The following is a 12,314-nucleotide window of genomic DNA, read 5'->3' on the forward strand; positions in this document are numbered from 1 at the left end:
CGGATTGTTGCGCCTGCTTGCAGCGATCCGCATATAAAATTGCGCAACTTGACATCCGAGCTATCTATTGATGATTGGAAAGTCAACAAGCCTGACGTAAATAGGAGCCATGCACCAGGGGGAAGCCATGCAGAATAAAGTCAGCCTTGCTCCGGTCGGCGGCGAAAATCTGCTGTTCCTGACCGATGACCAGTTGCGCCGCGGGATCGAGGCGATGTTCTTCGCCTATCGCGCCTTCACCGCCGATCCCGACCTGATCCTTGCGGACATGGACTATGGCCGCGCCCATCACCGGGCGCTGCATTTCATCCACCGCGATCCCGGATTGACCGTCACCGCGCTGCTGGACGTGCTGGGCGTGACCAAGCAGTCGCTGAACCGCGTCCTGCGGACCCTGATCGACGACGGGCTGGTCGAAAGCCGCATCGGGCGGCGCGACCGCCGCGAACGGCAACTGTTTCTGACCGAAAAGGGCACGGCACTCGAGCGGCGGCTGTCCGAGGCGCAGCGCGCCTGGATGCGCGCCGCCTATCGCGCGGCGGGGCCTCAGGCCGTCGCCGGCTTTCGCCAGGTGCTTGAGGCGATGATGGACCGTGATACGCTGCGCCAGTTCCGTGCCCTCAAGGACCTGCCCGAACCGCAATGACGCCCCAAGACCCGCCCTCGGCACACATCCTGGTCGTTGATGACGACGAACGCATCCGCAGCCTGCTGAAGCGCTTCCTGATGCGCAGCGGCTTTCTGGTGACCACCGCCCGCGACGCGGCCCAGGCGCGCCGTTTGCTGTCGGGGCTCGACTTCGACCTGATCGTGCTCGACGTGATGATGCCGGGCGAGGACGGAGTTTCTCTGACGTGCGACCTGCGCAAAAGCCGCGCAGTGCCGATCCTGCTGCTGACCGCCAAGGGCGAGACGCAGGACCGCATCGCGGGCCTGGAAAGCGGTGCGGACGATTACCTGGCCAAGCCCTTCGAGCCGCGCGAGTTACTGCTGCGGATCTCGGCCATCCTGCGCCGGGTGCCCGCCGCGGAAAGTCGGGGGCCCAAGTTCCTGTCGATCGGTCCCCTGCGCTATGATGCGGACAAGGGCGAGTTGTGGCAGGGTGACGTGCCGTTGCGCCTGACCGGGACGGAACAGGCGCTGCTGCGCCGCCTGGCCGACACGCCGCGCCAACCCGTCAGCCGCAGCGCCCTGATCGAGGACCTGGGCCGGGGGCCGGCCGAGGAACCAGGCGAGAATTCGGAACGCGCCATCGATGTGCAGATCACCCGCCTGCGCCGCAAGATCGAGCCCGACCCACGCGAGCCGCGCTACCTGCAAACGGTGCGGGGGACCGGCTACATGCTGGTGCCCGACTAGCGGAAGCCGCTCTGGTCGCAAGACCGGTCGTGGATGACGAAAACAGTGAAAGCCCGCCGCGCCGTGCCCGGTAGCAACCGCTCTGGTCGCAAGACCCGGGGTCATCCACCCGCGAGGCATGAAAAAGGGGCCCAAAGGCCCCGCTTCACGCCAGCACGCCGTGGCAGTGCTTGAATTTCTGGCCCGAGCCACAGGGGCAGGGATCGTTGCGCGACGGGTTGCCCCAGGTGCTGGGGTCGGTTTCGTCGAAGCCCGGCACGCGACCCGAGACTTCGCCGCCCTCGGCCTCTTCGTGCTGCGCCTCGAGTTGGGCCTCGGTGTCGGCCTGGCCTTGCTGGTACTGGCGCAGCATCTCTTCGCGCTCGGCATCGGTCAGTGGTCGGATGCGGGCCAGTTGCTGGGTCACGTCGAAGCGCAGCCCGTCCAGCATCTTTTCGAACAGCTGGAAGGCCTCGGTCTTGTATTCGGACAGCGGGTCGCGCTGCGCATAGCCGCGAAAGCCCACGACCGAGCGCAGATGCTCCAGCGTCACCAGATGCTCGCGCCATTTCGCGTCGATCTGCTGCAGCAGCACCTGTTTTGCGATCTGGCGCATGTTGGCGTCGCCGAACTGCTCGGCCTTCTGGGCCATGTAGGCGTCGGTTGCCTGCTGGACGCGTTCGCGCATGGCGTCCTGGTCCACGCCGTCCTCGGCCGCCCATTCGGCGACCGGCAGGTCCAGGTTCAACTGCTCGATCACCGCCTGCTTCAGCCCCTCGACGTTCCACTGCTCGGCATAGGAGCGCGGCGGCAGGTATTCGTCGATCAGGTCGTCGATGACCTGGGCGCGCATGTCGGCGGCGACCTCGGCCACCTCCTCGGTATGCATGATTTCCAGCCGCTGGCTGAAGATCGCCTTGCGCTGGTCGTTCATCACGTCGTCGAACTTCAGCAGCTGCTTGCGGATGTCGAAGTTGCGCGCCTCGACCTTGGCCTGGGCGCGTTCCAGCGACTTGTTGACCCAGGGGTGGACGATGGCCTCGCCCTCTTTCATGCCGAGCGTCGACAGCACCTTGTCCAGGCGCTCCGAGCCGAAGATCCGCATCAGGTCGTCTTCCAGCGACAGGAAGAACAGCGAGCGGCCGGGGTCGCCCTGCCGGCCCGAGCGGCCGCGCAGCTGGTTGTCGATGCGGCGGCTTTCGTGGCGCTCGGTGGCCAGAACGAACAGCCCGCCGGCGTCCAGGACGGCCTGTTTCTCGGTGGCGTGCTCGGCCTCGATGCGGGCGCGCAGCTCGTCGGGGTTCGCCTCGGGATCGGCGGCCAGCGCCTCCATCACCTTCATCTCGACATTGCCGCCCAGCTGGATGTCGGTACCGCGGCCGGCCATGTTGGTGGCGATGGTCACGGCGCCCAGCTTGCCGGCGTCGGCGACGATCTGGGCCTCGGCCTCGTGCTGGCGGGCGTTCAGGACGTTGTGGGGGATTTGTGCTTTGGTCAGCATCTGGGACAGCATCTCGGATTTCTCGATGCTGGTGGTGCCAACCAGGATCGGCTGGCCCTTTTCATGCGCCTCGCGGATCGCCTCGAGGACGGCGGCGTATTTCTCGGTGGCGGTACGATAGACGCGGTCGTGTTCATCAATGCGCTGCACGGGGCGGTTGGTCGGCACCTCGACCACGCCCAGCTTGTAGATCTCGGCGAATTCCTCGGCCTCGGTCGCGGCGGTGCCGGTCATCCCCGAGAGCTTGTCATACAGGCGGAAGTAGTTCTGGAAGGTGACCGAGGCCAGCGTCACGTTCTCGGGCTGGATGTCCACGCCCTCTTTCGCCTCGATGGCCTGGTGGAGGCCGTCGGACAGGCGGCGGCCCTTCATCATGCGGCCGGTGAACTCGTCGATCAGCACCACCTCGCCGTCGCGGACAATATAGTGCTGGTCGCGCATGAACAGCTTGTGGGCGCGCATCGCCTGGTTGGCATGGTGCACGATGGTGGTCGATTCCGGGTCGTAGAGCGTCTGGCCCTCGGGCAGGACGCCCGCCGCTTGCAGGCGCTTTTCAAGGAACTCGTTGCCTTCCTCGGTAAAGGTCGCGTTGCGGGCCTTTTCGTCCAGCTTGTAATGCTCGGGCGTCAGTTCGGGCATGAAGGCGTCCAGCGTGCGGTACAGTTCGCTGCGGTCCTGGCTGGGGCCCGAGATGATCAGCGGCGTGCGCGCCTCGTCGATCAGGATCGAGTCGACCTCGTCCACGATGGCAAAGAAATGCCCGCGCTGGGTCATCTGGTCGATGGAGCCCTTCATGTTGTCGCGCAGATAGTCAAAGCCCAGTTCGTTGTTCGTGGCATAGGTCACGTCGGCGCGGTAAGCCTCGCGCTTTTCCGCGTCGTGCTGGAACGGATAGACCACGCCGGTGGTCATGCCGAGCTGCGCAAAGACCTTGCCCATCCAATGCGCGTCGCGCTTGGCCAGATAGTCGTTGACGGTGACGACATGCACGCCCTTGCCGGCCAGCGCGTTCAGATAGGCCGGGAAGGTCGCGACCAGAGTCTTGCCCTCGCCCGTCTTCATCTCGGCGATGTTGCCCTGGTGCAGGAAGATGCCGCCCATCAGCTGGGTGTCGAAGGCGCGCAGACCCAGCGCGCGGCGCGCCCCTTCGCGGCAGTTGGCGAAGGCCTCGGGCAGCAGCTTGTCCAGATCCTCGCCCGACTGCGCGCGGCCCTGCAACTCGCGGGTCTTGCCGATCAGGTCGGCGTCGGACAGGGCGCGGAACTGTTCCTCCAGCGCGTTGATCTGCGCGACCAGCGGGCGGACCGATTTCACCTTGCGGTCATTGGGCGTGCCAAAGACCAGTTTCGCCAAGTTTCCGATGCCGAGCATGTGAGCCTTCAAAATCGCGTATCTGGGGGTGCGCGGGACGTTCCGCCCACTTGCCGCCACCATTCGCCTTGCCCTATCACATGGGCCGGAAAAACGGCGACGGGCGCGCATTTTCGGTTGGGCCGGATGTATGCGCCAAGCGCCAGACTGTCAATGTTCGCGCCCGTTCACCTGTGCGTGGCGCGTCCTTTAGGAACCAGTCCCGGGAAGGGGAAAACATGCTGAAACCGTTTCTTGCCGCCGCGGCGCTTGCCGCCCTGCCGCTGGCCGCTTTTGCCCAGGATGCCGACACCGTCGTCGCCACCGTGAACGGCGAGGCGATCACCCTGGGCCAGCTGGTGGTGATGCGGCAGGGGCTGGACGCCCAGACGACCCAGGGCCTGCCCGACAGCGCGCTGCGACCAGATGCTGCCGGATGATCCGCCAGACCGCCGTCGCCAGGACGCCCGGCCGGAGCGCGCGACTACCGACCGCGCTTGAGGTCGAGAAGCGCGCCTATCTGGCCGGTTCGGTGCTGGAGAAGGTCGCCTCGGCCGAGCCGACCGAGGATGAGCTGAAGGCCGCCTACGACCAAGCCTTCGGCGGCCAGAACGCCGAGCGTCAGGAATACAACGCCGCCCATATCCTGGTGAAGACCAAGGAAGAGGCCGAGGCGATCGAGAAGCAGCTGAAGGAGGGAGCCGATTTCGGCGCGCTCGCGGCCGAGAAATCGACCGATCCGACCTCGGGGCCGAACAAGGGCGACCTGGGCTGGTTCCAGCCCGACCAGATGGTCGCGCCCTTTGCCGACGCGCTCAAGGCGATGAAAAAGGGCGACGTGTCCCAGCCGGTCGAGACCCAGTTCGGCTGGCATGTCATCAAGCTGATCGACCAGCGCGCCGTGGTTCCGCCCAAGTTCGACGAGGTCAAGGACCAGATCGCCGTGCAGGTCCGCCGCGACAAGGTCCAGGCCGCGATCGAGGCCCGCGTGGCCGAGTCCAAGGTCGAAAAGACCGAAGGGCTTAGCCCCGACCTGCTGAACAAGACCGACATCCTGGGGAACTGATCCATGGCCAAGGCGAAGCGCGACGAGTCGGACAAGCTGAAGACGCTGAAGAAAAAGCTGAAGAAGCTCAAGCAGGCGGCGCGCGGCGCCGAGGCCCCGACCAAGGTCAAGGCCAAGGCCAAGCCCGAAAGCCGGCCCGAAAGCCGGGTCGAGGCCGTCAGCCGCTCGGTCGCTGACGCGGCCCGGGCGCAGGCCGCCAAGAAGGAAAAGAAGGTCTCGCCCCTTGCCCCCGCGACCTTCCCCGCGCTGCCGGTGATCGAGGGCGTGGAATTCGCCGCCGGCGCCGCGGGCGTCAAGTATCAGGGCCGTACCGATGTCATGCTGGTGCGGCTGGCGCCCGGGACGGCCATCGCCGGGGCCTTCACCAAGTCCTCGACCCGGGCGGCCAGCGTGCTGGACTGCCAGGCCAAGCTGGCGCTGAAGCCTGACGCGGGCGCGGGCGCGGCGATCATCGTGAACTCGGGCAATGCGAACGCCTTCACCGGCCGGAACGGGCAAGAGGCGGTGGACAAGGTGACGGGCGCGGTCGCCTCCAGCCTGGGCATCCCGCGCAACCGCGTCTTCTCAAGCTCGACCGGCGTGATCGGCGAGCCGCTGCCCGCCGAGCGCATCACCGCGGTGATCGGGGCGCTGGGGCAGGGGCTGTCGGCCAGTGGCGCAGCCGATGCCGCCCGCGCCATCATGACCACCGACACCTTCCCCAAGGGCGCCGCCGCCAGCTTCCAGGCCGACGGCGGGACCATCAACATCGTCGGCATCGCCATGGGCTCGGGCATGATCGCGCCCGACATGCGACCATGCTGGTCTATGTGTTCACCGACGCGCGGATCGCCCCCGAACTGCTGCAACGCATCCTGAATGGGCAGCTTGCCGGCACCTTCAACGCGATCACGGTGGACAGCGACACCTCGACTTCGGACGCGCTGATCCTGGCCGCGACCGGGCGCAGCAAGGCGGCCGAGATCACCGACCTGCGCTCGATGCCTGCGCGGCGGTTCGGGCGCGCGCTGGGGCAGGTCATGCTGGACCTGGCGCAGCAGGTGGTGCGCGACGGCGAGGGCGCGACCAAGTTCGTCGAGATCCAGGTGACGGGGGCAGCAAGCCATGCCGATGCCCACCGCGTCGCCATGTCCATCGCCAATTCGCCCCTGGTCAAGACCGCCATCGCGGGCGAGGACGCGAACTGGGGCCGCGTCGTCATGGCGGTCGGCAAGTCCGGCGCCCAGGCCGACCGCGACCGGCTGACCATCCGGTTCGGCGACATGGTGCTGGCCGAAAACGGCTGGCGCGCGCCCGACTACGACGAGGCCAAGGCCAGCGCCTACATGAAGCGCGACCATCTGGTGATCGGCGTGGACCTGGGCCTGGGCAAGGGCCGGCGCACGGTCTGGACCTGCGACCTGACGCATGGCTACATCGACATCAACGCCGATTACCGCTCATGAAAACCGTCCTGGTCGCTGCCGTCGCCCTGATCGACCGCGACGGCCGCGTGCTGCTGGCCCAGCGTCCGCCTGGCAAGGCCATGGCGGGGCTGTGGGAATTCCCCGGCGGCAAGGTCGAGCCCGGCGAAACGCCCGAGGCCGCGCTGATCCGCGAATTGCACGAGGAGCTAGGAATCGAGACCTGGTCCTCGTGCCTGGCGCCCCTGACCTTCGCCAGCCACAGCTATGACAGCTTCCATCTGCTGATGCCGCTGTTCGCCTGCCGGCGCTGGGGCGGCATCCCCATGCCGCGCGAAGGCCAGGCCCTGGCCTGGGTGCGGGGCGAAAATTTGTGCGATTACCCCATGCCACAGGCCGATATCCCCTTGATTCCCGCCCTGCGAGAGTGGATATGAGGCTTATCTATCACAGGAAGGCCACAAAGACTTCGCTCTCTGCCGTCCTGTTACACATTCTTAGTTAATGTTTAATGATTTTGTGGCAATGCTGAAACTCTGTAGAGGAGGAGATCGGACATGATTCGCACGATTACGATCGGCAGCTGCATTTCTGTCCAGGGTGTGTTCGAGCGTCAGGCGTCGAACGGGAACATCATCGTTCGCGTCGGCAGCAAGACTTATGAAGGCAAACCCGTGGTCATGGCCTGAACCAAGGTCGGAAACAGTGCCGCATAGACTGGCGGGGCCCGGCGGGGCCCCGCCTTTTCTTTTGTCGCGGGCGGTGATTCGCGGCTGGGCCCGGATGTAAACATCAGACCCGAGCATGTAAAAAAGGGCCGGTCCGAAGACCCGCCCCCCTTGTTCCGCAGATGCGTGGCTTACAGTTGGCGCTGCACTTCCTCGCGCTCGAAGATCTCGATGACATCGCCCTTGCGGATGTCGTCGTAGTTTTCAAAGGCCATGCCGCATTCCTGGCCGGACTGTACTTCCTTGACCTCGTCCTTGAAGCGCTTCAGCGTCTTCAGCGTGCCTTCGTGGATCACCACGTTGTCGCGCAGCAGGCGCACGCCCGCCGAGCGGCGCGCCACGCCTTCGGTCACAAGGCAGCCCGCGACATTGCCGACGCCGGTGACGCGGAAGACTTCGCGGATCTCGGCATAGCCGATGAAGTTCTCGCGCACTTCGGCGGAAAGCAGGCCCGAGGCCGCCGCCTTGATGTCATCCACCAGGTCGTAGATGATCGAGTAATAGCGGATCTCGACCCCCTTCTGGTTGGCGGCGTTCCGCGCCGGGGCATTGGCCCGGACGTTGAAGCCGATGACCGGCGCCTGCGACGCCTCGGCCAGGCCGATGTCCGATTCGGTGATCGCACCGACGCCGTAATGCAGCACGCGGACGCGCACCTCGTCGTTGCCGATCTTTTCCAGCGCCTGGACGATGGCATCCGCCGAACCCTGCACGTCGGCCTTCACCACCACGGGTAGTTCGGCGACGCTTTCGTCGGCCTTGGCCTTGGCCTGCATCGGACCAGCGTGATCGCGGCACCGGCGGCGGCGCGCTTGTCCTTGGCGGCCTGCTCGCGGTAATCGGCGATCTCGCGGGCCTGCGCCTCGGTCTCGACCACGTTCAGCACGTCGCCGGCTTCGGGCGTGCCGTTCAGGCCCAGCACCTCGACCGGGACCGAAGGTCCGGCCTGGTCGACGCGCTCGCCCTGGTCGTTGATCAGCGCGCGCACCTTGCCCCACTGCTCGCCCACGACAAAGATGTCGCCGCGCTTCAGCGTGCCGTTCTGAACCAGAACGGTCGCGACCGGGCCGCGGCCCACGTCCAGCTTGGCCTCGATCACCGCGCCCTGTGCCGGGCGGTCGGGGTTGGCCTTCAGCTCCAGGATCTCGGCCTGCAGGGCGATGGCTTCCAGCAGCTGGTCCAGGCCCTGGCCGGTCTTGGCCGAAACCTCGACGTCCTGCACGTCGCCCGACATCGCCTCGACGACGACCTCGTGCTGCAGCAGGGCCGTGCGGACCTTTTGCGGGTCGGCAGACGGCTTGTCGACCTTGTTGATCGCCACGATCATCGGCACCTTGGCGGCCTTGGCGTGGTTGATCGCCTCGACCGTCTGGGGCATCACGGCGTCATCGGCCGCGACTACCAGCACCACGATATCGGTCACCTGCGCGCCACGGGCCCGCATCGAGGTGAACGCCGCGTGGCCGGGCGTGTCGAGGAAGGTCAGCAGCGCCCCGTTCGAGGCCTTCACCTGATAGGCACCGATGTGCTGGGTGATGCCGCCGGCCTCGCCCGCCACGACATTGGCGTGACGGATCGCGTCCAGAAGCGAGGTCTTGCCGTGGTCGACGTGGCCCATGATCGTGATGATCGGGGCGCGCGGCTTCAGGTCCTCGGGCTTGTCCTCGACCTGGTCGATGACCTGCTCCACATCCGCATCCGAGACACGGACGGCGCGGTGGCCGAATTCGTCGATCACCAGCTCGGCCGTGTCGGCGTCGATGGCCTGGTTTCCGGTCACCATCAAACCCATGCGCATCAGGGACTTGATGACATCGGGCGTGCGCTCGGCCATGCGGTTCGCCAGTTCCGACACCAGGATGGTCTCGGGCAGCTGCACGTCGCGCACCTGCTTTTCCTGGCGCTGGCTGCCGCCCATGGCCTTTTGCCGGGCTTTTTCCTGCTTGCGCTTCATCGCGGCCAGCGACCGCTGGCGGCCGCCTTCGCCGTCCATCGCCTGGGACAGCGACAGCTTGCCGGTGCGGCGGCTGTCGTCGCTGTTCTTCTTGCGGCTGTCGCGTCGTCGGTCGGCGCGCGGTCGCGTTCGGTCTTGCGCGGTGCGGCGGCGCTGACGCCCTTGGTCTCGGCGCGCGACGCCGCCGCCTCGGCCGCGGCGCGGTCGGCGGGGGCGGGACGGGCCTCGGGGGCCTTGGGCTTGGTGACCTCGGCCTTCTTCTGGGCGCGCAGCTCGGCCTCGCGGGCGCGGCGCTCGTCCTCTTCGGCCTTCAGGCGCAGGGCTTCCTCGCGTTCGCGGTCCTCGCGCTCCTTGGCCTCGGCTTCCAGGCGGCGGCGCTCGCGCTCTTCCTCGCGGGCCTTCTCATCGGCTTCGCGTTGGGCGGCTTCCTCGACCTCGCGGGCCTTGGCGGCGCGCAGCGCGGCCATGCGGCGCTCCATCTCGGCATCCGAGATGCCGGCCGGGCGCTTGGAAGGATCGCCGCCGACGGCCGAGGGCGAACCCGAACGCGACCCGCCTGCCGCGCCGGTCTTGCCCGGCACGACAACGCGCTTGCGCTTGATCTCGACCGCGACATTATGGGTCCGGCCGTGGCTGAAGCTTTGCTTCACCTGGCCCGAACGACCAGAGCCGCCACCAAGACCCAGGGGTTTCTTTCCGTCAGTATCGCTCATTCCGATTTCATTCCTTCCCGGCGGCCGCATTGCCGCCGTCATGCCCGCGCAGACCGTTCAGTCTGCTCGCGTCCCTGATCAGTCTGTCGGTCAGGCCCCCCGGCGCAAGCGCGCTGTGTATGACATGATCGCGCCCAAAGGACAAACCCAATTCTGATGCGGTCAGGCAGCCGAACCAGCGCCCGCCGGGCGGCGTCCACAGCTTGCCCTTGCCGCGCTCCGATCCGTCGCTGGCCTGCAAAAGCACGCGGGCCTTGCCCGCCGCCAGCCAGTCCTTGACCTTTTCGAAACCGGCCACCGCCAGGCCGGCCTTGCGGGCCAGGGAAAGGGCATCCGTCACCCGTTTCGCCAGCCCCGAGTCTATCATGGAAAGCAGCTCGGGCGGAGCGGAAACCTGCGCCTTCGCCCCGCGCGAGAACAATCCCTTCGTCGCCGCCCGGTCCAGGGCAGCGCGGTCGGCCACGACCCAGAAGCCGCGGCCCGGCAGCTTTTCGGCCAGATCGGGCACGACCTGCCCCTCTGGCCCCGCGACAAAGCGGATCAACCCGGCCTTCGGCTGGGTTTCGCCCGTCACGATGCAGCGACGCTCGGGCGTTTCGCGGTCCTTGGTCCGGCCCCCGCGTGTCATCAGGCTCCCGGGGCGTTACACCCCGGCCTCCTGTTCGTCTTCGCCCTCGGCTTCGGGCGTCTCGGCCTCAAGCTCGGTCGGGTCGACCCAGCCCAGCATGACGCGGGCGGTCATCACCATGGCCTGCGCATCCTCCAGCGACACGCCGAAGGGCTCCAGGATGCCTTCGTCCTTCTTGCGCTGGCCGTTCTCGGTGGTCCAGCCGCCGGCGATCTCCCAGTCGGCCAGGGTCGCGAAATCCTCGAGCGTCTTGACGTCGTCCTTGGCCAAGGCCTCCACCATCTGGGGCGTCAGGCCCTCGAACTCGATCAGGCTGTCCTCGGCGCCAAGCGCGCGGGCGCTTTCCAAGGCGGCCTTGTTCGCGGCCTCCAGGTTCTCGCGGGCGCGGGTCTGCAGCTCCTCGGCGGTCGATTCGTCGACGCCCTCGATGGACAGCAGCTCGTCCAGGTCGACATAGGCGACCTCTTCCAGGTTGGTGAAGCCCTCGGCCACCAGCAACTGGGCGAAGAACTCGTCCAGGTCCAGCGCATCCATGAACAGCTTGGTGCGGGCGTTGAACTCGGCCTGCCGGCGCTTCGACTCCTCCTCTTCAGTCAGGATGTCGATGTCGAGCCCGGTCAGCTGGCTCGCCAGCCGCACGTTCTGGCCGCGCCGGCCGATGGCCAGCGAAAGCTGCTCGTCGGGGACCACGACCTCGATGCGGCTCGCGTCCTCGTCGAAGACGACCTTGGCCACCTCGGCGGGTTGCAGCGCGTTGACCAGGAAGGTCGCCTGATCGCCCGACCACGGGATGATGTCGATCTTTTCGCCCTGCAATTCGCCCACCACGGCCTGCACGCGCGAGCCGCGCATGCCGACGCAGGCGCCGACCGGGTCGATCGAGTTGTCATAGCTGATGACCGCGATCTTGGCGCGTGAGCCGGGATCGCGGGCGACGGCCTTGATCTCGATCACGCCGTCATAGATCTCGGGCACTTCCATCTTGAACAGTTCCGCCATGAACTGCGGATCGGTGCGCGACAGGAAGATCTGCGGGCCCCGCGCCTCGCGGCGCACGTCCTTGACATAGGCGCGGATGCGGTCGTTCGGGCGATAGCTTTCGCGGCCGATCTTCTCGTTGCGGCGCAGGATCGCTTCGCCGCGGCCCACGTCCACGATGATGTTGCCGTATTCCTCGCGCTTGACGACGCCGTTGATGATGGTGCCGGCGCGGTCCTTGAATTCCTCGTACTGGCGGTCGCGCTCGGCCTCGCGGACGCGCTGCAGGATCACCTGCTTGGCCGATTGCGCGGCGATGCGGCCCAGCTCGACCGGGGGCACCTCGTCCACGATCTCGTCGCCCACCTTGGGGTCGTCCAGATAGGGGCGGGCCTGCGCGACGGTCACCTGCGCCTGATAGTTCTCGACCGCGTCGTCCTCGACCACGGTGCGCACGCGGGTGAAGGTCGCGTTGCCGGTCTTGCGGTCGATCTTGACCCGGATGTCCATCTCGCTGCCGTAGCGGGACTTGGCCGCGCGGGCCAGGCTGTCCTCCATCGCCTCGATCACCAGATCGGGGTCGATCATCTTCTCGCGTGCGACGGCCTCGGCGGTCTGCAGCAGTTCAAGCTGGTTGGCAGAGGTGATGGCCATT

At 66.8% G+C, this 12,314-nt stretch carries 9 protein-coding genes and 2 pseudogenes; 7 read left to right on the plus strand and 4 right to left on the minus strand.

Annotation, left to right across the window (positions count from 1 at the left end; all coding sequences use genetic code 11):
* The first annotated feature begins 127 nt into the window (after positions 1-127).
* Entirely contained in the window at positions 128-646 is a 519-nt protein-coding gene (locus DPM13_RS09965; RefSeq protein ID WP_112888749.1) for a MarR family winged helix-turn-helix transcriptional regulator, read from the plus strand.
* Positions 643-1,359 carry a response regulator gene (locus DPM13_RS09970; RefSeq protein WP_080621594.1) on the plus strand — a complete coding sequence of 239 codons (717 nt, stop codon included), beginning with the start codon at positions 643-645 and terminating at the stop codon, positions 1,357-1,359. The genes DPM13_RS09965 and DPM13_RS09970 overlap by 4 nt, the downstream gene beginning before the upstream one ends.
* 145 nt (positions 1,360-1,504) lie before the next feature.
* Here DPM13_RS09970 and secA read toward each other — a convergent pair whose 3' ends face one another.
* Positions 1,505-4,210, minus strand: a complete 2,706-nt coding sequence (gene secA / locus DPM13_RS09975; protein ID WP_112887949.1) for a preprotein translocase subunit SecA — start codon at positions 4,208-4,210, stop codon at positions 1,505-1,507.
* A 218-nt stretch (positions 4,211-4,428) separates the two neighbouring features.
* Here secA and DPM13_RS23015 point away from each other — a divergent pair, with 218 nt between their 5' ends.
* From DPM13_RS23015 to DPM13_RS25080, 5 genes and pseudogenes are all read left to right on the plus strand, one after another.
* A complete protein-coding gene (locus DPM13_RS23015) occupies positions 4,429-4,629 on the plus strand; it encodes a hypothetical protein (RefSeq protein WP_223251933.1) in 201 nt (66 codons plus the stop codon).
* Positions 4,626-5,255: a peptidylprolyl isomerase gene (locus DPM13_RS09980; RefSeq protein WP_223251934.1), complete on the plus strand. Its 630-nt coding sequence runs from the start codon at positions 4,626-4,628 to the stop codon at positions 5,253-5,255. Before DPM13_RS23015 ends, DPM13_RS09980 begins: the two co-directional genes overlap by 4 nt.
* 3 nt (positions 5,256-5,258) lie before the next feature.
* Positions 5,259-6,700 (plus strand): annotated as a pseudogene (gene argJ / locus DPM13_RS09985) (bifunctional glutamate N-acetyltransferase/amino-acid acetyltransferase ArgJ).
* Positions 6,697-7,095 carry a (deoxy)nucleoside triphosphate pyrophosphohydrolase gene (locus tag DPM13_RS09990; RefSeq protein WP_112887950.1) on the plus strand — a complete coding sequence of 133 codons (399 nt, stop codon included), beginning with the start codon at positions 6,697-6,699 and terminating at the stop codon, positions 7,093-7,095. The pseudogene argJ and the gene DPM13_RS09990 overlap by 4 nt, the downstream one beginning before the upstream one ends.
* A gap of 120 nt (positions 7,096-7,215) precedes the next feature.
* Positions 7,216-7,347: a hypothetical protein gene (locus DPM13_RS25080; RefSeq protein ID WP_028721281.1), complete on the plus strand. Its 132-nt coding sequence runs from the start codon at positions 7,216-7,218 to the stop codon at positions 7,345-7,347.
* Positions 7,348-7,517: 170 nt separating this feature from the next.
* Here the strand turns inward: DPM13_RS25080 and infB are convergent.
* The 3 genes and pseudogenes from infB to nusA form a co-directional block, all read right to left on the minus strand.
* Positions 7,518-10,053: pseudogene (infB, locus tag DPM13_RS09995) on the minus strand (translation initiation factor IF-2).
* Positions 10,054-10,060: 7 nt separating this feature from the next.
* Positions 10,061-10,681, minus strand: a complete 621-nt coding sequence (locus tag DPM13_RS10000) for an RNA-binding protein (protein WP_028721279.1) — start codon at positions 10,679-10,681, stop codon at positions 10,061-10,063.
* 15 nt (positions 10,682-10,696) lie between these two features.
* Positions 10,697-12,313: a transcription termination factor NusA gene (nusA, locus tag DPM13_RS10005; protein ID WP_099648553.1), complete on the minus strand. Its 1,617-nt coding sequence runs from the start codon at positions 12,311-12,313 to the stop codon at positions 10,697-10,699.
* Position 12,314: the final 1 nt, after the last annotated feature.

Source organism: Paracoccus mutanolyticus (assembly GCF_003285265.1).
Lineage (GTDB): Bacteria > Pseudomonadota > Alphaproteobacteria > Rhodobacterales > Rhodobacteraceae > Paracoccus > Paracoccus yeei.

Excerpts from the sequence above, each read along its gene's own strand:
- DPM13_RS09965 (WP_112888749.1), top strand. The coding sequence starts at position 128 with ATGCAGAATAAAGTCAGCCTTGCTCCGGTCGGCGGCGAAAATCTGCTG.
- DPM13_RS09970 (WP_080621594.1), top strand. The coding sequence starts at position 643 with ATGACGCCCCAAGACCCGCCCTCGGCACACATCCTGGTCGTTGATGAC.
- secA (WP_112887949.1), bottom strand. The coding sequence starts at position 4,210 with ATGCTCGGCATCGGAAACTTGGCGAAACTGGTCTTTGGCACGCCCAAT.
- DPM13_RS23015 (WP_223251933.1), top strand. The coding sequence starts at position 4,429 with ATGCTGAAACCGTTTCTTGCCGCCGCGGCGCTTGCCGCCCTGCCGCTG.
- DPM13_RS09980 (WP_223251934.1), top strand. The coding sequence starts at position 4,626 with ATGATCCGCCAGACCGCCGTCGCCAGGACGCCCGGCCGGAGCGCGCGA.
- DPM13_RS09990 (WP_112887950.1), top strand. The coding sequence starts at position 6,697 with ATGAAAACCGTCCTGGTCGCTGCCGTCGCCCTGATCGACCGCGACGGC.
- DPM13_RS25080 (WP_028721281.1), top strand. The coding sequence starts at position 7,216 with ATGATTCGCACGATTACGATCGGCAGCTGCATTTCTGTCCAGGGTGTG.
- DPM13_RS10000 (WP_028721279.1), bottom strand. The coding sequence starts at position 10,681 with ATGACACGCGGGGGCCGGACCAAGGACCGCGAAACGCCCGAGCGTCGC.
- nusA (WP_099648553.1), bottom strand. The coding sequence starts at position 12,313 with ATGGCCATCACCTCTGCCAACCAGCTTGAACTGCTGCAGACCGCCGAG.